The sequence below is a fragment of the Pseudomonas sp. LBUM1666 genome (assembly GCF_059695775.1).
Genome location: NZ_CP166789.1, coordinates 3,237,168 through 3,260,464 on the forward strand (window position 1 = coordinate 3,237,168; position 23,297 = coordinate 3,260,464).

Consider the following 23,297-nt stretch of genomic DNA (forward strand, 5'->3'; position numbering starts at 1 on the left):
AATTAAAGGCATGCTGGACGCGAACGCAACCCATATTTCCCTGACGCTGGAAGGCGTTTCCGTTGACCTTCAGGTACTCAGCTTCGTCGGTCGCGAAACCCTCAACCAGCCGTTCTGTTTCGACATCGAACTGGTCAGCGCGCGCCCCGACCTGAAACTCGAAGAGTTGCTGCACAAGCCCGGCTGCCTGACCTTCGGCGCCACCGGCAAAGGCATCATCCACGGCTTGGTGTATCGCATCGAGCAAGGCGACTCCGGCAAAAGCCTGACCCGTTACAGCATCAGCCTGGTGCCGCAACTCGCCTACCTGCGCCACAACCATGACCAGCAGATTTTCCAGCATTTAAGTGTGCCGAAGATCATCGCTCAGGTCCTCGAAGCGCGCGGCATCCTGGCCGACGCCTACAGCTTCCAGCTCGGCGCGATCTACCCGGAACGCGATTACTGCGTGCAGTACGATGAATCTGACCTGCATTTCATCCAGCGCCTGTGCGAAGAAGAAGGCATTCACTTCCACTTCCAGCACAGTGCCAGCGGCCACAAACTGGTGTTCGGCGATGACCAGACGGTGTTCCGCAAACTCGCGCCCGTGGCCTATCAGCAAGACTCCGGCATGGCCGCCGAGAAAACGGTGATCAAGCGCTTCAACCTGCGCCTGGAAACCCGCACCACCCGCGTCAGCCGTCGCGATTACGACTTCGAAAAACCGCGCATCCTGCCCGAGGGCGCCGCCAAAAGCACGTTCGCCCCGGACCTGGAAGACTACGACTACCCCGGCCGCTTCACCGAACGCGAACGCGGCAAGCAACTGGCCACCCGCGCCCTCGAACGGCACCGCAGTGACTACAAACTTGCCGAAGGCAAAAGCGACGAGCCCACCCTGGTCAGCGGCCACTTCATGGCCCTGAGCGAGCACCCGCGCGCCGAGTGGAACGACCTCTGGCTGCTGCTGGAAGTGGTGCACGAAGGCAAACAACCGCAAGTGCTTGGCGCAAACGTCATCAGCGACGTCACCCAGAACAAAGACGATTTCCACCAGGGCTACCGCAACCGCTTCCTCGCCACCCCGTGGGACGCACATTTCCGCCCTGCCCTCGAACACCCGAAACCCAAAGTCCTTGGCAGCCAGACCGCCATTGTCACCGGCCCTGCGGGTGAAGAAATCCACTGCGATGAGTACGGACGCGTCAAAGTCCAGTTCCACTGGGATCGCGAAGGCCAGGCCGACGACAAGACCAGCTGCTGGCTGCGCGTCGCCACCGGCTGGGCCGGCAGCGCCTACGGCGGCATCGCCATCCCGCGCATCGGCATGGAAGTCCTGGTGTCGTTTATGGAAGGCGACCCCGACCAGCCACTGATCACCGGCTGCCTGTACCACAAGGAAAACGTCGTCCCCTACGACCTGCCGGCGAACAAAACCCGCAGCACCTTCAAGACCCTGAGTTCACCGGGCGGCAAGGGCTACAACGAATTCCGGATCGAAGACAAAAAAGGTGCGGAACAGATCTACCTGCACGCCCAGCGCGACTGGGATGAAAACATTGAGCATGACCAGAAGATTCGTGTCGGTAACGAGCGACACGACACGGTCGAAGCCAATGTTTTAAGCGAATTCAAGGTTGAAGAGCATCGCATCACCCACCTCGATCGCAAGACTGAAACCCGGGCGGACGATCACCTTACTGTTGGCGTGACTCAGCATGTGAAGGTGGGGACGGCGCAGTTTGTTGAGGCGGGTCAGGAGATTCACTACAACGCTGGGGAAAAGGTCGTCGTGGAAGGCGGCATGGAGCTGACGGCCAAGGCTGGCGGGAGCTTTGTGAAGGTGGATGCGGGGGGCGTGACGATTAGTGGTGCGCAGGTGAAGGTTAACTCCGGCGGTGGTCCCGGCGCGGGGACGGGGATTCAGATTCTCCCTCCTGTTATTCCATGGGCCGCCGCCCAGGACAAAGCAGGCGCCCTGCTCGTCCCGGCCGCCGTACAAATGGCCATGGCCAAAGCAGCCCGTGCGGCTGGGGACATCCGCTGTCCGATTTGCGAGGCCTGCCGTGAAGGCAAATGCGACCTGGGGACTGCGGCATGAGCGACGCACTGAACAACTGGCTCGGCGAACAAGCCCGGCTCAATCGAGTCCTGATCCTCGCCCTCGACAGCCTCGCCGAACCGAACCCGGTCACCTCGTTGTACAGCGCCGGCCTGATGCAGCGCTCGGTGCAACTCTATCGAGGCACCCAGTACGCCGAGTTCGCCCCCATCAGCCCATGGCTGACCGAACTGACCAACCCAAGCGCCGACGCCTTCCTCAAACTACTGGACGACCCACAGCGAAACTGGGGCTGGATCGGCAGCATGGACAAGACCAACCTCGACGGCCTGACCCAACACTGGCGAGCGCGGATGGTCATTGACGAAGACGGCGAGCGCTCGCTGTTCCGCTTCCAGGACAACCGCGTCATCGCCCGTTGTATCGCTAACCTGAGCGAGACCGAGCGGCCGTTGTTGTTAGGGCCGATCAGCAGCGTGCTGTATTGGGATGAGGAACAGTGGAAAAGCGCCGATAACGCCAAGCCCGGGATGTACCCGGTGCCGAATCCGGCGCCGTGGTTGCGAACCCCCGAGTCCGGCGGACAGGCTCGAAGCATCCTGCGCGACAACCTCAAACGCTGGCTGCTGACCTATCACGTCGAAACGGCTGCTGAACTGGCGGAAACACACGTCGTCAGCGAATGGCTTGAGGAACAAATGGACTTGATGGATCTCTGGCAATGGAAAGCGCCGGAACAGCGAGAGCTGATGTTGAGTCGACGACTGAGCCCCAAGTGTATGGAAGATATAGCGTGGGAGCCTTTGCCGGGGGAAACGCCGGAGGCGCATTTTGCGCGTTGTCAGCGAGTGTTTGCTGATTCGAGTGTTGGTGTTGAAGTTTGAATATAAGGAAATGGGGGGTGAAGACGCTCGCAAATTCGCGACCTACACAAATTGCAGTGAGCAAGGAACATCAAATGAGTAGCCATTATTTTTCATACTGCTTGAAATCTGCTTTTTTTCTTGCTCTTCCTCTGATGGGCGCTTGCAGCTGGGCCGGGCAGATGGCCAAAGATACAGCCGAGGGTGGGATCAGCAATTATGGAAGTGAACATTTCACTCTCGTTACCAGCATTCCACAAAATTTTGGATTCACCTCCAAAGCACAGTACTCACCTAAAGAGGGTCAGGACTGTAAAGTTTATAGCCCTGGCCTAGGTGGCTCAGTTACTCGACAGCAACAGAAGTCCGATAAATCTTTCGCCAAAAATACAGAGCAGACAGTCTCTACAGAGATTCCGCTGGAGTACCGCATTGCTGATTGCTCGATGGAACTCATCAGGGTGGACTATGAGGTAGATGCATCCTATGGCAACGATGCTTGGGATACTGGGCTAGACCATGCAGGTGGATTGACAGTTGCAGGAGTAACAACGACAAAGACCTCAAGCGAGGTCGAGCAAAAAGGTCTTTGCACGTGGCTTTTCCAAATAAGCACTGCAAAGGCGAAAAAAGGTGAAATTGAGAAAATCCTGTCGTGCAACGCAGCCGATGACAGATGGCAGGTTCCGGAGAATAAACCTGAGCGCCGGAAGCTCGGTGGTGTAGTTGAAAGAAGTACCCTCTCTGGAAAAGTCATAAAGCTTGTGCTTCGCCAATCGTCGGAAGAGCGTCCAGCCATCGGCGATACTTGGCAGAAATTACCGGAAGGATGGAAACCCTGCCTTGGCAAAGGCGGCAATGATCCATACGGGTTCTGTCGAGGTAACACAAAAGACTTTAGAACTTTCAAGCTAAACGGACGCGAATGTACGGTTTATCCGAGCTGCAATTAAAAGGATTTAGTTAATGGACAACTCACAAGCTTCATCCTTGAATGATCAACGCCGATCCTGCCCATTGCGCGGCAAATGGATCAGCTTTCGCCTTGTAGATGAATTTGGTGAGGGTAAGCCTTATGCAGGGCTTGCTTATGAGCTAAGTGATACTGAAGGCGAAAAAAAATCCGGAGTACTGGATGGTGAAGGTTTCGCGCGAGTAGAAGGGAATTATGTTGGGCCTGCGATACTTACGTTAACAAAACCATATAACGGCGCTGATGACTTCTATACTTATCTGATGCAACGTGAAAGCTATGATATTCCGTTGACAGAACTACAAGTAGCTGCCGAACAAACTTTACGTCGCCCTATTGGCAGCACTAGCAAAACGGGTGCATACCGAGCATCAGCAGAAAAGGGCGAATTTCACAACGTAGAAGTTCGTGAACTTGTTGAGTTCAACAAACACTTACCAACACCAGCAAAATTGTCCAACCCTGTGCCACCTGGTTGCGCAAAACTGGCTCGTGATTTCGCGGGTGATAAGGTGCCAACCTTTGGTGTAGGACTGCTTCCAGAAAAGCACTACGTTCTTGAAGTTCGTGCACTACGCGCATTCCGACCACTGCTGTCGTTAGCGCCTGAATTCAGTGCTCTAAACCTTTATCAGTTATCACTATTGGCGACACTGAGCTACGGCGCTTTCGGTCAAGTCCCCGAAACGCTGGAAAAAGCTGAGACTACCAATAAAGACTTTGCATTTTCATACCCTAAGACCGGAACTGTTGGCCATGTGTTGAATACATGCCTTGCATGTTACGAAGAACCTGTACGTTATGCGGACTCCAAAAAACCGGCTTTCCCACTGGTTGAGGACGTACCTTATTCAAAACGATTGGAAATAGTCCCCTTCGACCCGGAGCGTTATTCACAAAACGCTTCTTCGTCAGGTGAAAAACTGGAAACACCGTCCTCGGTGCATTTTTTCAATGATGCACGACAAGGGACAACTGACTGGACTAATACCGATACCCAAGCCTACGCCACACACGATGATCGAGTGCTACTTATAGGAGTCAGGGGAACAGCCGAAGGATGGGACGGTTGGAGAGATGCTGATGCTCAGCAAGTGCCGATTGAAGGTGGGACGGGGAAAGCGCACCAAGGTTTTTATGAAGCATTCATGGCGCTTCGCCCATTCATATCGGACTACGTTCGCCGTTTTCGGCGAGACCAAAAAATTCTTGTCTGCGGCCATAGCCTGGGCGGTGCAATTGCATTGCTGCTGGCCGAATGGCTTCGCCAGAACATCACAGATGACGTCATTCTTTACACTTTCGGCTCTCCACGTGCCGGCGATGCCGATTTCGTCGACAGCGCCAAAGCCTTGATTCATCACCGAATCGTTAACCATAACGACCCGGTTCCGAGTGTGCCTGCAGGATGGATGGACACAAAAAAACCAATCTGGATCACAGGTCTCGCTGCAACGGTATCAGGCGTCTTGACGCCGGTTGCTGGCGGTTTGGTATTCGCGGCTGGCATGGCTCGGTTCGGCGGGAAACCATATTGGCACCATGGTGAACAACGTCACTTCATGCCGTTGCAGCTACCGGGTCAGATTGTATCGTCTGTGTTGTGGAAACCCGGTTGTGAAGGATATGAAGAAGCCGCTATGGCTCGCTGTGTTGCTCAGATGAAAAATAATGACATGCCTGATCGCAGCCAATTCATGGCACAGGTATTCAGCGCCGCAGATCACAAGATGCTTGATGGCTATATCCCTTCATGCTGGGCGTCACTTCGCCGGTGGCAGGAAACACAAACGACTGGTGGCTACGTCATCAGCACGAGCGAATCGAATCGACTGAAACTCGAAGTCGAAACTTACCGTACCGAACTTCAGAAATGGCAGCGTAGCGCTGATTCAGAATTTCCCGGAGGTATGATCGAAGGCCGACCGCAGGAACGCGCAACGGCATTGCAGCGTCGCTCCACGATGTCTGATCTTCAGGATCGTCAAAAAGCGATCAATCAGGCTGTGAGACATAATAAAAAAGAATTGGAAGCCATCGAACTCACAATGGAACGCCTCACGCTTTTGAGCAGCACCATGCTTACTATCAACGACGTGTATGGTGACTGCAGTGAATTGCCAGAGCTTAAAACTCATATCGAGCGCTGGGCCGCACATACGGAAAATCAAGCGTCGGTGCGGGTAGCCCAGATTCCACCGACGACTTCCGTGAGTATGGCCTGACCCTATAACTAGAGGTCCCCTGCCCCTCAAACCTCGAGGTTTGGGGGGCTGGTTTGCACTAACTACCCGAGTTATTCCGAACGAGAGGCGACCGGCGCCTTCCACCCCATCATCTGCTGCTGCGCAACCAGCAGCAAATCGCACCCATCCTGCGTCAGCAGATAAAGCGCGTGAGTAATGTGTGGAATATCTTGAACATCACCGTGCTTGAAGCATTGGCAATGGAGCGTTTCTAGCAACTGGCTGGAGGCTCGGATACGCTGTAAAGCGGCTTCGAGAATGTCCTGGGGATTGGCCTCGGTGTCGATGACCATTGGATTTGTGTCGGTAACGCTGCTTTTGATTGAGCGATAGCGATCGGGAAATGCATTTAGCGTTGGCATATTAAGTTACTCATCTGTTTTGAAGTAACCGCCAGCACCGTGACCAAACGATGGGAGGCGAACTGTGTACAGGCTTGGTCAACCGAGAACAGTAACTCAGCTCGCCCGAAGGCGTCCTGCACACAGCCACCACGAAAATGCGCCACGAGGACATAGATGTCCGTAAGGCGAATCATGGCACACATATGTGCACTGTTCTCAGGTGACCAAACCTGATCGCTGATTTTGCAGCGAAGCCGAAGAGTAAACGCTGGAAACCAACCAGCGAAAGCCGATAAAGCACCCGAGCCTGTAGGAACGGGACGAAGCTTTACTCGAATTTGTTACGACAGCGAGTAAAGATGTAGGACGGACAAAACCAAACCTAACGGTATCGCTATACCATCCGTGCCGTTGGCCAAAAGCTCGTAAATAGGCATTTACCCAATGCCCAAGCACGGCATTTGCGCCTTGAATGAGGCAGTTTAATCCTGCACCATCCGCCCCAGCTTATTCAAAGGACGGAATTAAAGGCATGCTGGACGCGAACGCAACCCATATTTCCCTGACGCTGGAAGGCGTTTCCGTTGACCTTCAGGTACTCAGCTTCGTCGGTCGCGAAACCCTCAACCAGCCGTTCTGCTTCGACATTGAACTGGTCAGCGCGCGCCCCGACCTGAAACTCGAAGAGTTGCTGCACAAGCCCGGCTGCCTGACCTTCGGCGCCACCGGCAAAGGCATCATTCACGGCCTGGTGTACCGCATCGAGCAAGGCGACTCCGGCAAAAGCCTGACCCGTTACAGCATCAGCCTGGTGCCGCAACTCGCCTACCTGCGCCACAACCATGACCAGCAGATTTTCCAGCATTTAAGTGTGCCGAAGATCATCGCCCAGGTCCTCGAAGCGCGCGGCATCCTGGCCGATGCCTACAGCTTCCAGCTCGGCGCGATCTACCCGGAGCGCGATTACTGCGTGCAGTACGACGAATCCGACCTGCATTTCATCCAGCGCCTGTGCGAAGAAGAAGGCATTCACTTCCACTTCCAGCACAGTGCCAGCGGCCACAAGCTGGTGTTCGGCGATGACCAGACGGTGTTCCGCAAACTCGCGCCCGTGGCCTACCAGCAAGACTCCGGCATGGCCGCCGAGAAACCGGTGATCAAGCGCTTCAACCTGCGCCTGGAAACCCGCACCACCCGCGTCAGCCGTCGCGATTATGACTTCGAGAAACCGCGCATCCTTCCCGAAGGCGCAGCCAAAAGCGAATTCGCCCCGGACCTGGAAGACTACGACTACCCCGGCCGATTCACCGACCGCGAACGCGGCAAGCAACTGGCAACCCGCGCCCTGGAACGCCAACGCAGCGATTACAAACTTGCCGAAGGCAAAAGCGACGAGCCCACCCTGGTCAGCGGCCACTTCATGGCCCTGAGCGAACACCCGCGCGCCGAGTGGAACGACCTCTGGCTGCTGCTGGAAGTGGTGCACGAAGGCAAACAGCCGCAAGTGCTCGGCGCAAACGTCACCAGCGACGTCACCCAGAACAAAGACGATTTCCACCAGGGCTACCGCAACCGCTTCCTCGCCACCCCGTGGGACGCGCACTTCCGCCCTGCCCTCGAACACCCGAAACCCAAAGTCCTGGGCAGCCAGACCGCTATCGTCACCGGCCCTAAGGGCGAAGAAATCCATTGCGACGAATACGGTCGCGTCAAAGTCCAGTTCCACTGGGACCGCGAAGGCCAGGCCGACGACAACACCAGCTGCTGGCTGCGCGTCGCCACCGGCTGGGCCGGCAGTGCCTACGGCGGCATCGCCATCCCGCGCATCGGCATGGAAGTGCTGGTGTCGTTTATGGAAGGCGACCCCGACCAACCGCTGATCACCGGCTGCCTGTACCACAAGGAAAACGTCGTCCCGTACGATCTGCCGGCGAACAAGACCCGTAGCACCTTCAAAACCCTGAGCTCACCGGGCGGCAACGGTTACAACGAGTTTCGGATTGAAGACAAAAAAGGTGCGGAACAGATCTACCTGCATGCCCAGCGCGATTGGGATGAAAACATTGAGCATGACCAGAAGATTCGCATCGGCAACGAGCGGCATGACACCGTCGAGGCCAATGTTTTCAGTGAGTTCAAGGTTGAAGAACATCGGATTACCCATCTGGATCGCAAGACTGAAACGCGGGCTGATGATCACCTGACGGTTGCCGTGACTCAGCATGTAAAGGTGGGGACGGCGCAGTTTGTTGAGGCGGGTCAGGAGATTCACTACAACGCTGGGGAAAAGGTTGTGGTTGAGGGTGGCATGGAGCTGACGGCCAAGGCTGGCGGGAGCTTTGTGAAGATTGACGCGGGGGGCGTGACCATCAGTGGTGCGCAGGTGAAGGTTAACTCGGGGGGTGGGCCAGGTTCGGGGACGCCTGCTGCGCCGTTGTTGCCGGGGCCGATGAAGGTGGCGGATGCGGATAAGGCCGGCAAAGTCCCGATACCACTGCCAAAACGCTTGAACGAGTCCGGCATCACTCCGTTGTGCGGCAAACAAAGCAACGGCGCCTGCAGCCGTAAGGATTGCACATGCATGTAAAAGCGTTGAACGCCCTCCTCGCTGAACCCCGTCATTCTTTCGAGCAGCTGCCGAGAGAACCATCGAGCCACACGCTGTGCTTCATCATCGATCGCACCCGTCAGCCTGAGGCCATGAGCCGCCTCTACCGTGTCGGCGAACCGATGAACTCCCAAGGCTTGTTCATTGGCACCGATTTCGCCGAGATCGCCGCTGACGGCCCCTTGTGGCTCAACGCGCCATGGGGCAGCCGCCTGGCCGCCGAAGCCGCGAAGCTTTGCGAGGAAAACTTTTCCGGCATCGCCCTGACCACTGACGACCCAGCCAAAGCATTAGCCCATGCGCGCTGGCTGTTACGCGCCAATGACGGCTCCGGCGGACAAAGCCTGCTGAGCTATCACAAGCCAAGCCTGTGGGCCGCACTGGCCTACACCGCCGGCGAAACCTCGCGCCAGCTCTTCGGTCCGTGGCATCACGTCTACACCCCTGCGCCGACTCATTTCGGTGCTGGCAACGGTAATTGGTTGAGCTGGCGTCCAGTCTCGGAACTCGAATGGCTGGGTGACGTCTCAGCGTTCAACATCCCGGACGATGCACCAAAGGTTCAAGAGCGATTGGGTTGGGTGTATTGGGTCGATGAACAATACGCCGCATTTGGCGAGCCGACTGACGAAGAGCTGCCCAATGTCGCGAAAAACCTTGATGTGCTGGTCAATGAAAACATCTACGAAGGCCGGCATTTGCTCAAACTGGCCCACATCGCCAATGGCCCGCTGCTCGAAACACAGCCCCAGGCCATGGCCATCCTGCAATCCAGGGAAGAGTCGTTCATCAAGGTTGAACAGCTGAAGCAACTCGCTACCAGCGCCGCCTGATGAACCCGTCCGCGTAACGAATGAATGGAAGCATTTATGGAATCCAATACCAGCGCTGTACCTACTGCACCAACAGCCGAAGAAACCTGTGCGAAGCCGCCACGGGATCTCGGTGAACAGCCCAATGCACCTGATGAAACGCCAGGCTCTCATGACAAAGTAAAAACGCCGTGTTCAACAACCTACGGCAGCGCGATTTACGACACCGAAAATGAATCGTTCTGGCTACTGCCGGAACGCACAACTTCGGCGCTTAAAGAAGCGGCCAACGATCTGGAACAAAAAGTAAGTTCAAGCAAGTCTGCCGAGGAACGCAAAAAAGGCCTCTACAGCACAGGGTTGCTTGAATACTTCCTCGAACCCAAATTGGGCAACTTTCTCGCGGGCGAAGAGCAAGCGCGAATGCTCGAGATTGAAGCGCAATACCCAAGCATCAGTGACCTGGATGCCACGTTGCTGGAGGCGCAGCAACAGAGAAAGGCTGCAACGCCACTGGCTCCGGCTACCTCGACGACTCTAACCCGACTTGAGCAAGATGACATCAAAAAGACCGAGTGGATGGCAGCGCAACAAGACGCAACGCGGGTGCACGGCGTCCATGCTGAATGGCAAAAGTTGAAGCGCACCGCCATCGTCGCCGCTAAAGAAAAGGGTTACGCCTACGAAAGTGGAAGTCTGTACTCCCCTGAAGCCCTTGCAGCGCGCGAGGGCGTTCAGAAATACCTCAAAGCTCGAGAAACCTTACTCAAAGAAAAAGACCTGGCCACATTAGGCTCGGCTGAACTCGCGCCGCTGCTGGCTGAAGACAAAAAGCGACTAGACGAGGTCGCGACTTGCGGGGCGAATAACCAACTCCCTCTTTGTACGTACGTGCGCGATCAGGAAGCACAGCGTTTAAAAAGAAAAGCGATCTATGTTGCTTACCTTGAATCCATTACCAGTGTTGCTCAATACGGAATCGCCTTACCCGAATTCGCCCTGATTCCTGCGAGCGGTGCTTCGGTCGAAGGTGGCGTCGACCTGTTCAAGCAATACCTGGCGCTTGAGAAAAAGCAGACAGAGGTCAACGAACGCCTTAGCAAAAAATATAAAGGCTGGATCGAAGCAAGCGGCCGGCAGGCCAAAGCGCCGGCCAACCTTGTTTCCCTCGAGCGCGCCGAATGGGACCGTCTGCAGACAGATAAAGAAAAGTTACGACTGCAAGCCGAGAAAAACATGGAAACCGCCCCTGTTCGTCGGCATCTGTTATGGGAGCCCGAGCAGTTCCAGGCCAAGCCGATGGACCGGCTGGTCAAGGATGGTTTTCCGCTTCATGAAATGAGCATGCTGGATGACCTCAAGAAACCGTTGACTTACCTGAGCATGTATTCGCTTCCAAGACTTCAAGCCACCGTCAAGAACGACTGGAAAAAGGTCGGCGCCAAAGTCAAAGACTTGACCAAGCGCCCAGGCAACAGCACTGGCAAAGCCGCCACCGACAGTGAATTGAATTTGTTCGGCCAATGGCTCGCACAGGAAGGCGCTCTGCGGATCAAGGACCAGGAAAGCGACTGGTTTTCCCCCGAAGGCTGGTTCGAGATCGAAAAGTTTTACACCTTTCTGCAAACCAAGAATTACAAAGTCACTGCCCTTGATAGTGCCGGCAGCCGCAAGGAATGGGGAGTACGCCTGCAACAGGTGTTGTTCAAAGACAACGTACGCAAGACCTTTCGCATTTTTGATATCAGCCCCCAAGCGCAACTGGTTCGCTGCCTGACGTCGTCATCCACTGAGATCATTCACGGGTCAACAAAAGTCGAAGGCCCCGCTTTTAGCCTAGCGGAAGGATTTAAAGCCTCGGCCAAAGCGTCATTCGGCGTCGACCTCGCCCGTGGTGAAGTCGAGCTGTTTAAAGTCGATCTGCCTGAACGCAGCAAAGCCAAAGAAATCACGTTTACCTATCTAGACGGCAATAGCGTCCAGCAAACACTCAATCTGGGCCGGTTTTCGTTGTATCTCGGCGCCAAGGCCTGGGGCTATGCCGGCGCCTCGCTGCTGCTTTCCTCCGAGATAGCGCTGGACGTTGGCAACGCGGGATTCCATTTGGCTCCGCCAGAACCCGTGGTACGGACCGGAGACAAACGCGATTTCGTCCACACCGAAACCAGCGATCAAATCAAGGGAGCCCCGGCAAAGCTGCAAGTGCAGAACGGAGGCAAAGCCGCTTTCAATTTATTCGCCGGTTTGCAATCGGGAATCATGGTGACCGGCGCCTTGAACTGGGCCCCGCCTTCCGAAGTCGCCATGCTGCAACGGGCCCCCACATCGGGGTCCAAAGACTCGATGAAGACCAACGAGTGGTTCAGCCTCGCTCGTTTGACCGCCGAACTAAATGTGGCCGCAGGCTTGGGAGCAAAGGGCGAAGCCAGTATTTCGTTGTATGACGGCCGGTTGATTCTGGTACTGAAGGCTTCGTTGGTAGCCGGCCCCGGTGTGGGTGGGGCTTTCAAGTTCGAAGTGGGTTACGACGCAGTGACAGAGTTGATCAACTTGTTCCGTCGAGAGCTATATAAGAATAAGCAGAACCCGTTTATTGCGGTTGATGATAAGGCATTTACTTTGATGTCGAACCTGAATGCCTTGGCTGTTTGTGGGTTTGATGTTGGGATGGTGTATTTGCTTGGGATTGATACCGTTATGTCCCTTTATGAGTATTTAACGTCCTCTGGAAAAGGTGGGCCGATCGCCGACACTATTATGTTCTATGAGAACCAAGCGGAACTTGAATCATGGTGCATTAACGCAATCCCTGGAGCACTGGGGCCTTTATTAATGACACTGTCTAGCCCTCCTAATGATTTCATTGTTACCGTCACAGACTCCTCGGGTGAAGCATCAAAGTCAGAACGTAAATACGACGAACCCCAAGCGCACCTCCTACAGCAACAAGCAATTGAACGTCTTCTGGGATGGATTGTAAATAATGCAAAAAAACAAAATTCTATTGATAAAGCTCAAATGCAATTTGAAGAAATCTGCATGCGCATGAATAAATTTGGCATAAAATCAGAAACGGAAGGTCAGGACTATTGCAACAATCGACTTATCCTCGATAATTTTATGAACGAAGCGGTGCTTCGCCTTTCCGTCTTGTCGGGAGATGAAATGCGCGCTCGCTACAAGAACCATGTAAAGTTATTAGGCGCGAACTATGACGGGTACTGCCAACATAGCCAGTATTACGGCCGCACCTACATAGCTGCAGGCAAAGTAACTTATGTCGGTCCCGCCCAATAAATATTCAACGAGGAAAAATCATGTCACTTCGAGTATTCCTTACAGTTTTCATGTCGTTGGCTATTTCAGGTAATGCTGTCGCGCAGCTAACCTTGGAGGAAAAAGCTGCAAAAGAACAAGGGCTCATACTCTACAACCAGTTGAAGTCGATTTCAGCAACCCCCTTTTTGACTGTTGCAGCTAAAGCGGGTGATCATGAAGCACAATATTTCCTGGGTGAAGCGCTCAGAAAGAAAAATCACTACATGAACCCTGAAGCACGCAAATGGTATGAGGCATCAGCCAGCCAAGGGGATTTGTATGCCATGATTCAACTTGGAAGGAGCGAGAAGGAACTTTGCCAGATTTCGAACGACTGCCCTGCGGGTCAAAAAGAACCTATTGAGTGGTTGAACAAAGCAAAAAGTCTCGCAAGCGCTAAAGCTGAAAAAGGTGATCCAGAAGCTATGTACATCATGTACGAACTCACAATGGATAATGAGTGGCTTCAGAAAGCAGCATCCGCAGGGAATGCTTTAGCACAATACTGGATGGGGGTTGGCTATAAGCAAGGAGAAGGCTTTTTCTTGCCTTGGAGACGGGGAGAGGAAGTTGAGAAGTGGTTTAAAGCCTCCGCCGAGCGTGGTTATCCAAAGTCAATGATGGAATATGCAACAATACTATTCGAAAAAGGGGATATTGAAGGTTTTCGGCATTGGAATGAACAAGCGGCATTGATCGGCTACGCGGAAACCGTTTATGGCTATGGGTCCTATCTTGCCCATGAACCCGACACATATGGTTTTCCATTTAATATCGTAAAAGGTTATGCGCTTGTATATTCATTGAGCGAGTTAGATGGTGGTGGAGGCATGCAAACTAATGTCGAATACAAACTACCAATTATCGCTGCCAAAATGACACCAGAGCAAATTACTGAAGCCAAAAATCTAGCCAAAACATGGAAAGAGTCACATCCTCCCGTTTCTTTTTTTCCTGACAAGCTGAGCCAATGAGCATAATAAAGTCAAGTGCAATTGGATTGTTGTTGGCATTAATATTTTCAAGCCATGCAAGCGCGGAGCTGTCGGCGAACCAAGCAGTATCAAAAAAACAAGGACTAACTCTCTACAATCAGTACAAAACTGTTGCTGCTACACCTTTCCTGACAGTTGCCGCTGAGGGTGGGGATCACGAGGCACAATACTTCCTGGGGGAATGTCTCAGAAAGAAAAATCACTACATGAACCCTGAATCTCAGAAGTGGTACGAGGCCGCTGCTGAACAGGGAGACCTGTACGCAATGATTCAATTAGGGCGGAATAACGACGATCTACGCAAAAAATTAAAAAACTGTACAACTGAGCAAAAAAAGACCACTGAATGGTTGAAACAAGCGCAAAGCATCGCCAAGCCAAAAGCAGAAAACGGTGATGCAGAATCAATGTATATAATGTACGAACTCACAGTCGATAAAAATTGGCTGAAGAGAGCGGCAGAGGCTGGGCACCCAATTGCACAATATTGGATGGGTATAACGGAGAAACAAGGGGAAGGTTTTTTTCTCCCCTGGCAACGTCAAGACTCTATTGAAAAATGGTTTAAAGCATCTGCAGAAGGAGGATATCCAAAAGGGATGAGGGAGTATGCAATACTTCTTGGAGAAAAGAATGATATTGAGGGCTACCGCCAATGGAACGAAAAATCCGCCCTCACCGGTTATGCATCCACAATATTTGAGTACGGTTCGGATTTAGCTCACGAGCCTGATTTATATGGATATCCTCTCGACGTTGTAAAAGGTTACGCACTAATTTACCTTCTAAAAGAACTGGACGGCGGCGGAGGGATGCAAGCAGACGTAAAAGACCAACTGCAAAAAATCTCTTCAAAAATAACTCCCGAACAGATCATTGAGGCAAAAAAACTTGCCGAGACATGGAAGGCAACCCATCCTCCACTGTCGTTTTTCCCGGAAAAGTTGAGCCGTTAACGTTCATGAAGAAAAGTCTATTTACCGCACTGTTAATTATTGCGTTTGCACATCCAGCATCCGCCGAGCTTTCCTCGAAACAGCAAGCAGCAAAAATACAAGGGATAACTCTTTACAATCAATACAAAGCTGTTTCTGCTACCCCTTTCCTGACCGTTGCCGCGGAAGCCGGCGATCACGAAGCACAGTATTATCTGGCAGAATCGCTCAGGAGGAAAAATCACTATATTAATCCTGAAGCTCGGAAATGGTACGAGGCGTCCGCTGCCCAAGGTGATCTATACGCAATGATTCAACTTGGGCGCATAGTGAAGGATCTTTGCACATTTTCAAACAACTGCCCGCCTAATCAAAAAACGCCAGTCGAGTGGTTAAATCAAGCTGAAAAAATAGCATTGCCGAAAGCGATTCAGGGTGACGCGGAGGCCATGTATATTATGTACGAATTGACCGTAGATGAATCATGGCTTGAAAAATCAGCTATAGCTGGCCATGCACTGTCTCAATATTGGATGGGCGTAATCTATAAACAAGGAAAAGGCTTTTTCTTACCTTGGAAGCGAGGAGAAGAGGTTGAAAAATGGTTTAAAGCATCTGCCGAAGGTGGCAATCCAAGATCGATGATGGAATATGGAGCGATTTTGTTTGAGAAAGGAGACATTGAAGGTTATCGGCATTGGAATGAACAAGCGGCTTTAGCAGGTTATGCATCCACTGTCTATGGTTATGGATCAGACCTTGCCCACGAACCGGACCTGTATGGCTTCCCATTCGACATTATTAAAGGATATGCACTTATATATTTGCTGGGGGAGCTAGACGGCGGCGGTGGTCTGCGGGAGATGGCCGAAAGTAAACTCCAAAAAATTGCCGAAAAAATGACATCTGAACAGATAGTAGAAGCTAAAGAGTTTGCGAAAGAATGGAAGGCTACTCAAGCCCCCCTGTCATTCTTTCCTGACAAGCTGAATCTCTAAGGCCAATTGGATGTCGCCTGACCAGCATGCTACCAATCCGCAAAAGTAGGAAGCAGCAAAGTAGAAAGAATTGATTCTTCCTAAAGTCTTACTGCTTCCACTTTCTTACCGCATAGCGTCAGACCGGCGCCTTCCACCCCATCATCTGCTGCTGCGCAACCAGCAGCAAATCACACCCATCCTGCGTCAGCAGATAAAGCGCGTGGGTAATGTGCGGAATATCCTGAACATCACCGTTCTTGAAGCATTGGCAATGGAGCGTTTCGAGTAACTGGCTGGCGGCTCGGACACGCTGCAAAGCGGCTTCGAGAATGTCTTGGGGATTGGCCTCGGTATCGATGACCATTGGGTTTGTGTCGGTAACGCTGCTTTTGATTGAGCGATAGCGATCGGGGAATGGATTTATCGTTGGCATAGTAATTACTCGATGATTAGTAAATAACCGCCAGTACCGTGACCAAACGATGGGAGGCGGACTGTGTGCAGGCTTGGTCAACCGACACCATCAAATCGGTTCGCCCGAAGGCGTCCAGCACACAGCCGCCATTGCAACGCACTACGAGGACATAGATGTCCGCAGCGCGAATGATGGCACACATATGTGTGATGGCATCAGGTGACCAAACCTGCTCGCTGATTTTGCAGCGAGGTCAAACAGTAAACGCTGGCAGCTTGCCGGCGAAAGACGACAAAGAGTCCAAGCGTGTAGGAACACGCCGAACCACCCTCAGTTTTTTTACCTACATGAAACCTCTGACAGAAACCTCCTCACGACAGGCGGCATTCAGTCGGGTTAACCATCGCTTAACCCCGCGGTCCAAAACTTTACTGGACCGCACGCCCTCAGAGTTCTCTGACGCCCAGTGCGGCAGGTTCGACGCCTAAACGTTGAGCTGACTTTAAGCCCGCACCGGAGATCGTTCATGAACATGCGCACCTTGCTGATCACTACCGCCCTCGCCTGCACCGCGTTTGCCGGTCTGGCCCAGGCCAATGACACTTCGAGCTCCCAGGCGGTGCCATACCACTACGGTATGCCGCTGCACGTGGGCAAGGTCATCACCTTGACCGAACCGTCGACACTGGACTGCAAAGTGGTCACAGCCGACATGAAGTACATCGATAGCACCTCGGGCAAGCCTGCGGAAATCTCCTATCGGAAGCTTTCCGACGCTTGCAGTTATCAGAACTGACGGAAAGGTCTGATTCAATACTTTGCGGTATTCCTGTGAGGGGTTCTGGCGCTATGCTCAGCGCCTCCCCCCACTGCCGCAAGGATTCGCCATGCAGTTATCGTTTCGTGCCTTGTCGACCTTCACTTCCCTTCTGTGTTTTTTGCTGGCCCTGGTCTGGGGGTTGATGCCCGACTGGTTGCTGTCAATCTGGAGCATCGAATACTCGTTGGCGGTGGGCGTTGTCGCGCGGCGCAGTGCAATGCTGTTCGCGGCATTGGGCGTGATGTTTTATCTGGTTCGAAATGAGTCGCCTTCGACCACCCGCCATGCACTGAGCAACGGCTTCATGGTCGGCTGCTGGGGGTTGGCAGCCCTGGGCTTCGGCGAATGGCTCAATGGCCATGCCGGTCCGGGCATTTTGCTTGTGGTGGTGGTCGAACTGGCGCTGGGTCTGGCATTTCTCCAGACCAAGCGCGTGTCGATGGAACTCGAAACCGTAGGTTAAAGCGCTTTCCGGTCTGGATGCAGAGTCTGGGCAATGGTTTGGTGCTGCATGTCAGAGCGCAGTCCCGCAATCAAGTCGTTGATTTCTCGGCAACCATTTAAGTGCTTGGCATTTATTCCGGTCACCATGAAGTCGAGGTGATCGGTTTCCCGATCGGAATACACCTTAACGGTCATCGACAGGTCCGGCGACAGCGTGCATTGACAACGTTTCGGCAAAAAACTGCTTTCAATGATGTTGCGAAGTTCCAAGGCAGAAAGAAACATGGCGACCCTCTCCTTAATGTGAGACTGCCAATCAACGGTCGATACTGACTCAATGAAATCCCCGGTCAGCTTAAGACCAGCTACAGCATAAAACATGCCTAGGATTTCGCCCTGCAGCTCATCGGTAAATCAACGATTTAGCCAAACCACTGCTAAATGGCCTCATGCAATCTGCAAGAAAGGCCTGTTGTGCCCCTGCAATTTGCACACATCCCTGATGTTTGCATTCGCAGCTGACGGCAGTAAGAATGCCTCCAGACATTCAGTATCCGCCGCAACCACACACACGCAAGGAGGCATCATGGGTTCTTTGACCTATATCACTACCGTCGGGCTGATTGTTGCCGGGCTGTCGACCATCGCTCACGCCGCGAAACTCGAAGAGGTTGCGCCGTTCCCCAAAGCTGAGAGCGGGTTCACCCGCCAGGTCATTCACCTTGCCCCACAGACTCAGGAAGACAGTTTCCAGGTCGAAATCCTCGCTGGCAAAACCCTGACCGTCGACTGCAATCGCCAACGCCTGGGCGGCATTCTCGAAGAGAAAAACCTCGAAGGCTGGGGCTACCCGTTCTACCGCCTGGAAAAAGTCATCGGCCCAATGAGTACGCAGATGGCCTGCCCGGGCGGCAAAAGTAAAAAGGACTTCGTGCCCGTGGTGGGTGACGGTTTCATGCTGCGCTACAACAGCAAACTGCCGATCGTGCTCTACGTGCCCAAAGACGTCGAAGTCCGCTACCGGATCTGGTCGGCGTCGAGCAAGGTCGAGAAAGCCGTCCAGGAATAACCGTTCTATCCCGTTACAGGAGCGCCATTTTGATTACCTGCCACGTCAAATATGTGATCGATCCATATCAACTCAGCGAATTCGAAGCGTATGCCAAAGCCTGGCTCGGCATCGTCGAGCGTTTGGGTGGTACGCACCACGGGTACTTCCTGCCTTCCGAGGGCGCGAGCAATATCGCCTACTGCCTGTTCAGCTTTCCTTCGCTGGCGGACTACGAAAGCTACCGGCATATCGCGATGACTGACGCCGAAAGCACCGCGCTCGTAGCTTCGCTGGTCGAAAAGAAATTTATTGTCAGTTACGAGCGGACCTTCCTGCGCCCGCTGCTGGCCTGACACCGCTCACGCCGGGGCGCCGCTCAACGCGGCGCGCTCGGCCACATGACGCAAACTGTCGAAATTGATATTGGCGCCTGAGTCGATCGCTACCAGTGTCTGACCACGGGCACCGGTCTGCGCCACGTACTTCTTGATTCCGGCCACGGCCAAGGCACCGGAAGGTTCGGTGATCGAGCGGGTATCGTCGTAGATATTCTTGATGGCGGCGCAGAGTTCGTCGTTGCTGACGGTCAACACCTCATCGACGCAAAACCTGCAGACCTCGAAACCAAAAGCACCGATCTGCGCGACGGCTACACCGTCGGCGAAAGTGCCTACGTTCGGCAGGACAACTCGCTCGCCGGCCCGTAATGCCGCATGCAAACACGCCGAATGCTCCGATTCGACGCCGATGATGCGGACTTCAGGTCGCAAGTATTTGACGTACGCCGCGATGCCAGCGATCAGGCCGCCACCACCCACCGGGACGAAGATCGCGTCCAGTGGACCTTGATGCTGACGCAGGATCTCCATGGCGACGGTGCCCTGCCCCGCGATCACGTCCGGGTCGTCGAAGGGTGAGACAAAGGTGCGACCGGTTTGCCGCGCCAGGTTCAGTGCATAGTCCAGGGCAAACGGAAAACTCTCACCGTGCAGCACGGCATCGGCGCCCCGACTGCGCACACCCAGCACCTTCAGTTCCGGCGTCGTACGCGGCATGACGATGGTCGCCGCAATTCCAAGTTCACGGGCTGCTAATGCCACGCCTTGCGCATGATTACCGGCGGAAGCGGTGATTACCCCGCGAGCCTTTTGCTCATCGCTCAGTTGCACCAGTTTGTTATAGGCACCGCGGATCTTGAAGGAAAAGGTCGGCTGAAGGTCTTCGCGCTTGAGCAGGATCTGATTGCCGAGCGCCTCGGACAACGCTGGTGCCGGTTGCAGCGGCGTACGCACCGCGAGCTCATACACGGGCGCGGCGAGGATCTTTTTCACATAGTGCTCAAGCAAGGTCTGCTGGGCGGTGGTGCTGCTCATGGTCGTCTCCTGACGTTGATCGGAGCCCAAGAGACAGAAAGTAAAAACCCGCCTCTAGGGCGGGTTGGGTGCTGCAGTCGTGAGCTAGCCCGCCAAATAAGGAATGGCGGTAATAATGCTTGGCTGGCAGCGCAATACAGTGGAAGTCATGCCCGGAAATTAGCCGGACGCTGATGGCAAGTCAATGGCCAATTTTACTCGGCCTCTGTAGGCTGACGACTCTGCTCATTGTCCCAAGGAAGGAAACCATGAAGTCTGTCGCCCTGCCCCTCATTGCCCTGATTGCGTTCGCCGGCTACACCGTTTCGGTGATGCTGCAGGCCGAACAGTCATTGATCCACTTCGGTATCAGCCTGATGTCGCGCCCCGACACGGCGCAGGTGGTGATTGATTTGTACCTGCTGGCGACGCTCGCGGGCATCTGGATGTACACGGATGCGCGCAAGCGGGGGCAGTCGGGATGGTCGGTGGTTCCCTACCTTTTGATCACCGCTATTTTCGTCTCCATCGGGCCGCTGGTGTACCTCGTGGTCCGTGGCCTGCAGGATCGGAGAAAGGCCGTCACTTCGCCAACCGCCTGAGCCCGAGCACCATCACTCCAGCCCCCATTATCATCGCGGTCAGAAACAGCGGATACGAAACCCACCACGGCACGCCCGCCGTCATCATGCTGAACTCGGACATGCCGCCGATACTTGCAATCAGGTTCAGCGGCAGAAAAACCACATTGATCAACGTCAGCTTGCGCAGCAGGTTGTTCATGCTGTTGTTCATCAGGTTGCCCCGGGCGTCGATCAGCCCGGAGAACACGGTGGAGTAGATTTCCGCCTGTTTGTAGCACTGGTTGTTTTCGATGATCAGGTCGTCGATCAGGCCAATGGCTTCGGCACTGAAATGTTCCTTTGCGGCGTGATTGCGCAACCGGGTCAGGACTGCGCCGTTGCTGTGAATCGCATTGATGTAATAGATCAGGCTTTCGCTGAGGTTGAACATCTGGATCAGGTGCTGGTTCTGCATCGACGCGTTGAATTTCTGCTGCAACTCCCGGGCAACCAGTTTGATCACCTTCAGGTGGCCCAAGTAGTGATGGATGTTGTTGAACAGCAGGTCGAGCAACACATCCAGCGGCGTGTTCAGGGGCTGACGCATGCCGAGACCACTGAGCGGAGAGTCGTCGGTGGCGATCACCAGCAAACGATGCTCGGAAAACAGCAAACCGCAGGACGACACTTCGAAGGCCAGGCTGCCCGCGCCGGAATAGTTTTCCGGGCGTTTCCAGATCAGGAACAGGTTATCAGGGTGAAACTCGATGCGTGACACCTCATCGGGGTCCAGGGCCGAGGCCAGCGCGTGTTCATCAACTTTGAAATGGCTGTGCAGCAGGTCCCGTTCGGCCGCATCGGGATTACTGAACAACATCACTTCGGCGTCCAGCCGTTCGACTTTGTGCAGGGCGCCGTGGATCAGTTGAAAGCTCTTGATCATCGGCCGTTCACCAGGCCTGACCGCGGCGCTTGAGTTCCAGGCGACGGACGAACTCTTCCAGCACCAGTGAATAGAGATCGTCCTGCAAGTAAGCGTCTTCGATGCCGGCGTCCATGTTCGGGTTGTCGTTGACCTCAATCACCACCACTTTGTCGCCGGACTGCTTCAGGTCGACGCCGTAGAGGCCATCGCCGATCAGGTTCGCGGTCTTCACCGCCAGCTCCACCACCGCCCGCGGTGCTTCGTGAACCGCCAGGGTGCGGCATTCGCCGTTGATGTCCTGGCCCTTGGCCTTGTGGTTGTAGATCTGCCAATGGCCCTTGGACATGAAGTACTGGCAGGCGAAGATGGGTTTGCGGTTGAGCACACCGATGCGCCAGTCGTACTCGGTGTAGAAGAATTCCTGGGCCAGCAACAGTACCGAATGCTCGAACAACTCGGCCGTGGCTTCGAGCAAGGCTTGCTGGCTTTCGACCTTAATCACGCCCCGAGAGAAACAGCCGTCGGGGATCTTCAGCACCAACGGGAAACCGAGGCGCTCGCCAACCCGTTCAAAGTCTTCCGGTCGCTCTTTGTAGAGAATCTCGGTGGCGGGCATGCCCAGTTGATGGCTCTTGAGCAGATCGGTCAGATACACCTTGTTGGTGCAACGCAGAATCGAGGCTGGGTCGTCCATCACCACCAGCCCTTCGCTCTCGGCTTTCTTGGCAAAACGGTAGGTATGGTTATCGACGCTTGTCGTCTCGCGGATCAGCAGCCCGTCGTATTCGGCGATACGTGCGTAGTCCTTGCGCTCGATCAGCTCGACGTCGATGCCCAATGTCTTGCCAACCCTGACGAAGTTGTCCAGCGCCTTGGCATTCGATGGCGGTAACGCTTCCTGGGGATCGTGCAGGATGGCCAGGTCATAACGGGCCAAACGCCGGGAACGCGGCACGCGCCAGATCTTGCGGCTGAAACTATCGAGTGAGTGGGCGAACTGGTCTTCCTGATCTTCACGTAACTTATGTAAGGCGCCGGACTTTATCCCTTCGATGTGCCAGCCGTTAGTTCGACGAAACTCAACTAACAATATTGGGCACGGAAAGACTTCAAACAACTGTCGCGCCAGATCCTGCAACGGCTCGATATGAGTCTTGCCAAAGTACAGTGTCAGGGTAAAGCCTTCGGTATCGCTGTAAAGATGATGACTGAGGGCTTTTTCCAGGGTTTTATCCAGATCATCCAAGGCCAGGCCGTACAAGGATTTTCGAGTCAGTTCGCTGATGGTCCGCACCGACGGAATCACCTTGTGCCCACGGGCTTCGGCCAGCAGCGAGCAGTAGTAACCGTGCCCCAGATACTTGTAGCTGCGGCACAGATTGATCACCTGCACCCGCTTGCCCCGCTCGTCATCACGGGTTTTTTCGAGGTATTCCTGAGCCGTCACGATGTCTTCACTGGGAAAGTAGGAAGCCCAGTCTTCCTTGCGCTCGACGATGATAATCAACTGACTGGAAGTTCTAACACCATCATTTAAATAAGTTGCTGCCGGCAAAGTTTGCTCGGATACTTCGCGCCAATGATCCTGTACCGCTGACATAGTGATTGA

Annotated in this window: 20 protein-coding genes and 1 pseudogene; 15 read left to right on the forward strand and 6 right to left on the reverse strand. The window is 54.1% G+C overall.

Annotated elements, in window-relative coordinates; translation table 11 throughout:
- The first annotated feature begins 10 nt into the window (after positions 1-10).
- The 4 genes from ACA056_RS14650 to ACA056_RS14665 all read left to right on the forward strand — a co-directional run bounded on the left by ACA056_RS14650 (position 11) and on the right by ACA056_RS14665 (position 6,105).
- Entirely contained in the window at positions 11-2,083 is a 2,073-nt protein-coding gene (locus tag ACA056_RS14650) for a type VI secretion system Vgr family protein (protein ID WP_497265570.1), read from the forward strand.
- Positions 2,080-2,928 (forward strand): DUF4123 domain-containing protein, encoded by an 849-nt coding sequence (locus ACA056_RS14655; protein WP_497265572.1) that lies wholly within the window; start codon positions 2,080-2,082, stop codon positions 2,926-2,928. The genes ACA056_RS14650 and ACA056_RS14655 overlap by 4 nt, the downstream gene beginning before the upstream one ends.
- Positions 2,929-3,002: 74 nt before the next feature.
- Positions 3,003-3,860, forward strand: coding sequence for a hypothetical protein (locus ACA056_RS14660; RefSeq protein ID WP_497265574.1), 858 nt, complete (start codon positions 3,003-3,005; stop codon positions 3,858-3,860).
- Positions 3,861-3,873: 13 nt separating this feature from the next.
- Positions 3,874-6,105, forward strand: a complete 2,232-nt coding sequence (locus ACA056_RS14665) for a lipase family protein (RefSeq protein WP_497265576.1) — start codon at positions 3,874-3,876, stop codon at positions 6,103-6,105.
- 71 nt (positions 6,106-6,176) lie between these two features.
- On the opposite strand, the gene ACA056_RS14670 is transcribed toward ACA056_RS14665, so the two are convergent.
- Complete coding sequence (locus tag ACA056_RS14670; RefSeq protein ID WP_497265578.1) at positions 6,177-6,488, reverse strand: hypothetical protein; 312 nt, start codon at positions 6,486-6,488, stop codon at positions 6,177-6,179.
- Positions 6,489-7,002: 514 nt separating this feature from the next.
- Between ACA056_RS14670 and ACA056_RS14675 the strand changes: the two genes are divergently transcribed.
- The 6 genes from ACA056_RS14675 to ACA056_RS14700 are packed head-to-tail and all read left to right on the forward strand — an operon-like array spanning position 7,003 to position 16,136.
- Positions 7,003-9,057 (forward strand): type VI secretion system Vgr family protein, encoded by a 2,055-nt coding sequence (locus ACA056_RS14675; RefSeq protein WP_497265580.1) that lies wholly within the window; start codon positions 7,003-7,005, stop codon positions 9,055-9,057.
- A complete protein-coding gene (locus ACA056_RS14680; RefSeq protein WP_497265582.1) occupies positions 9,048-9,911 on the forward strand; it encodes a DUF4123 domain-containing protein in 864 nt (287 codons plus the stop codon). Before ACA056_RS14675 ends, ACA056_RS14680 begins: the two co-directional genes overlap by 10 nt.
- A gap of 36 nt (positions 9,912-9,947) precedes the next feature.
- Positions 9,948-13,187, forward strand: a complete 3,240-nt coding sequence (locus ACA056_RS14685) for a hypothetical protein (RefSeq protein ID WP_497265584.1) — start codon at positions 9,948-9,950, stop codon at positions 13,185-13,187.
- 20 nt (positions 13,188-13,207) lie between these two features.
- Positions 13,208-14,182, forward strand: coding sequence for a tetratricopeptide repeat protein (locus tag ACA056_RS14690; RefSeq protein WP_497265586.1), 975 nt, complete (start codon positions 13,208-13,210; stop codon positions 14,180-14,182).
- Positions 14,179-15,159, forward strand: a complete 981-nt coding sequence (locus tag ACA056_RS14695; RefSeq protein WP_497265588.1) for a tetratricopeptide repeat protein — start codon at positions 14,179-14,181, stop codon at positions 15,157-15,159. The genes ACA056_RS14690 and ACA056_RS14695 overlap by 4 nt, the downstream gene beginning before the upstream one ends.
- A 5-nt stretch (positions 15,160-15,164) precedes the next feature.
- Positions 15,165-16,136, forward strand: coding sequence for a tetratricopeptide repeat protein (locus tag ACA056_RS14700; RefSeq protein ID WP_497273539.1), 972 nt, complete (start codon positions 15,165-15,167; stop codon positions 16,134-16,136).
- Positions 16,137-16,254: 118 nt separating this feature from the next.
- Here ACA056_RS14700 and ACA056_RS14705 read toward each other — a convergent pair whose 3' ends face one another.
- Positions 16,255-16,551 carry a hypothetical protein gene (locus ACA056_RS14705; protein WP_095129893.1) on the reverse strand — a complete coding sequence of 99 codons (297 nt, stop codon included), beginning with the start codon at positions 16,549-16,551 and terminating at the stop codon, positions 16,255-16,257.
- A 508-nt stretch (positions 16,552-17,059) separates the two neighbouring features.
- On the opposite strand from ACA056_RS14705, the gene ACA056_RS14710 reads away from it, so the two are divergent.
- Positions 17,060-17,329: a DUF2790 domain-containing protein gene (locus tag ACA056_RS14710; RefSeq protein WP_046047138.1), complete on the forward strand. Its 270-nt coding sequence runs from the start codon at positions 17,060-17,062 to the stop codon at positions 17,327-17,329.
- Positions 17,330-17,420: 91 nt separating this feature from the next.
- Entirely contained in the window at positions 17,421-17,816 is a 396-nt protein-coding gene (locus tag ACA056_RS14715; RefSeq protein WP_497265591.1) for a hypothetical protein, read from the forward strand.
- On the opposite strand, the gene ACA056_RS14720 is transcribed toward ACA056_RS14715, so the two are convergent.
- Positions 17,813-18,082: a DUF1652 domain-containing protein gene (locus ACA056_RS14720; protein ID WP_497265593.1), complete on the reverse strand. Its 270-nt coding sequence runs from the start codon at positions 18,080-18,082 to the stop codon at positions 17,813-17,815. The genes ACA056_RS14715 and ACA056_RS14720 overlap by 4 nt on opposite strands.
- 301 nt (positions 18,083-18,383) lie before the next feature.
- On the opposite strand from ACA056_RS14720, the gene eco reads away from it, so the two are divergent.
- Together eco and ACA056_RS14730 are read left to right on the forward strand one after the other, a co-directional pair.
- Complete coding sequence (gene eco, locus ACA056_RS14725) at positions 18,384-18,866, forward strand: serine protease inhibitor ecotin (RefSeq protein ID WP_497265595.1); 483 nt, start codon at positions 18,384-18,386, stop codon at positions 18,864-18,866.
- 29 nt (positions 18,867-18,895) lie between these two features.
- Positions 18,896-19,201, forward strand: coding sequence for an NIPSNAP family protein (locus tag ACA056_RS14730; protein ID WP_033055038.1), 306 nt, complete (start codon positions 18,896-18,898; stop codon positions 19,199-19,201).
- 24 nt (positions 19,202-19,225) lie between these two features.
- Here the strand turns inward: ACA056_RS14730 and ilvA are convergent.
- Positions 19,226-20,221 (reverse strand): annotated as a pseudogene (gene ilvA / locus ACA056_RS14735) (threonine ammonia-lyase, biosynthetic); the annotation flags it as partial.
- Between the two features lie 248 nt (positions 20,222-20,469).
- Between ilvA and ACA056_RS14740 the strand changes: the two are divergent.
- Positions 20,470-20,802, forward strand: a complete 333-nt coding sequence (locus ACA056_RS14740; RefSeq protein WP_497265598.1) for a DUF2834 domain-containing protein — start codon at positions 20,470-20,472, stop codon at positions 20,800-20,802.
- On the opposite strand, the gene ACA056_RS14745 is transcribed toward ACA056_RS14740, so the two are convergent.
- Positions 20,783-21,706, reverse strand: coding sequence for a magnesium transporter CorA family protein (locus ACA056_RS14745; RefSeq protein ID WP_497265600.1), 924 nt, complete (start codon positions 21,704-21,706; stop codon positions 20,783-20,785). The two genes, ACA056_RS14740 and ACA056_RS14745, sit on opposite strands and share 20 nt — an antisense overlap.
- A 7-nt stretch (positions 21,707-21,713) precedes the next feature.
- Positions 21,714-23,288 (reverse strand): RimK family ATP-grasp domain-containing protein, encoded by a 1,575-nt coding sequence (locus ACA056_RS14750; RefSeq protein ID WP_497265602.1) that lies wholly within the window; start codon positions 23,286-23,288, stop codon positions 21,714-21,716.
- Positions 23,289-23,297 lie beyond the last annotated feature (9 nt).

Excerpts from the sequence above, each read along its gene's own strand:
- ACA056_RS14650 (WP_497265570.1), top strand. The coding sequence starts at position 11 with ATGCTGGACGCGAACGCAACCCATATTTCCCTGACGCTGGAAGGCGTT.
- ACA056_RS14655 (WP_497265572.1), top strand. The coding sequence starts at position 2,080 with ATGAGCGACGCACTGAACAACTGGCTCGGCGAACAAGCCCGGCTCAAT.
- ACA056_RS14660 (WP_497265574.1), top strand. The coding sequence starts at position 3,003 with ATGAGTAGCCATTATTTTTCATACTGCTTGAAATCTGCTTTTTTTCTT.
- ACA056_RS14665 (WP_497265576.1), top strand. The coding sequence starts at position 3,874 with ATGGACAACTCACAAGCTTCATCCTTGAATGATCAACGCCGATCCTGC.
- ACA056_RS14670 (WP_497265578.1), bottom strand. The coding sequence starts at position 6,488 with ATGCCAACGCTAAATGCATTTCCCGATCGCTATCGCTCAATCAAAAGC.
- ACA056_RS14675 (WP_497265580.1), top strand. The coding sequence starts at position 7,003 with ATGCTGGACGCGAACGCAACCCATATTTCCCTGACGCTGGAAGGCGTT.
- ACA056_RS14680 (WP_497265582.1), top strand. The coding sequence starts at position 9,048 with ATGCATGTAAAAGCGTTGAACGCCCTCCTCGCTGAACCCCGTCATTCT.
- ACA056_RS14685 (WP_497265584.1), top strand. The coding sequence starts at position 9,948 with ATGGAATCCAATACCAGCGCTGTACCTACTGCACCAACAGCCGAAGAA.
- ACA056_RS14690 (WP_497265586.1), top strand. The coding sequence starts at position 13,208 with ATGTCACTTCGAGTATTCCTTACAGTTTTCATGTCGTTGGCTATTTCA.
- ACA056_RS14695 (WP_497265588.1), top strand. The coding sequence starts at position 14,179 with ATGAGCATAATAAAGTCAAGTGCAATTGGATTGTTGTTGGCATTAATA.
- ACA056_RS14700 (WP_497273539.1), top strand. The coding sequence starts at position 15,165 with ATGAAGAAAAGTCTATTTACCGCACTGTTAATTATTGCGTTTGCACAT.
- ACA056_RS14705 (WP_095129893.1), bottom strand. The coding sequence starts at position 16,551 with ATGCCAACGATAAATCCATTCCCCGATCGCTATCGCTCAATCAAAAGC.
- ACA056_RS14710 (WP_046047138.1), top strand. The coding sequence starts at position 17,060 with ATGAACATGCGCACCTTGCTGATCACTACCGCCCTCGCCTGCACCGCG.
- ACA056_RS14715 (WP_497265591.1), top strand. The coding sequence starts at position 17,421 with ATGCAGTTATCGTTTCGTGCCTTGTCGACCTTCACTTCCCTTCTGTGT.
- ACA056_RS14720 (WP_497265593.1), bottom strand. The coding sequence starts at position 18,082 with ATGTTTCTTTCTGCCTTGGAACTTCGCAACATCATTGAAAGCAGTTTT.
- eco (WP_497265595.1), top strand. The coding sequence starts at position 18,384 with ATGGGTTCTTTGACCTATATCACTACCGTCGGGCTGATTGTTGCCGGG.
- ACA056_RS14740 (WP_497265598.1), top strand. The coding sequence starts at position 20,470 with ATGAAGTCTGTCGCCCTGCCCCTCATTGCCCTGATTGCGTTCGCCGGC.
- ACA056_RS14745 (WP_497265600.1), bottom strand. The coding sequence starts at position 21,706 with ATGATCAAGAGCTTTCAACTGATCCACGGCGCCCTGCACAAAGTCGAA.
- ACA056_RS14750 (WP_497265602.1), bottom strand. The coding sequence starts at position 23,288 with ATGTCAGCGGTACAGGATCATTGGCGCGAAGTATCCGAGCAAACTTTG.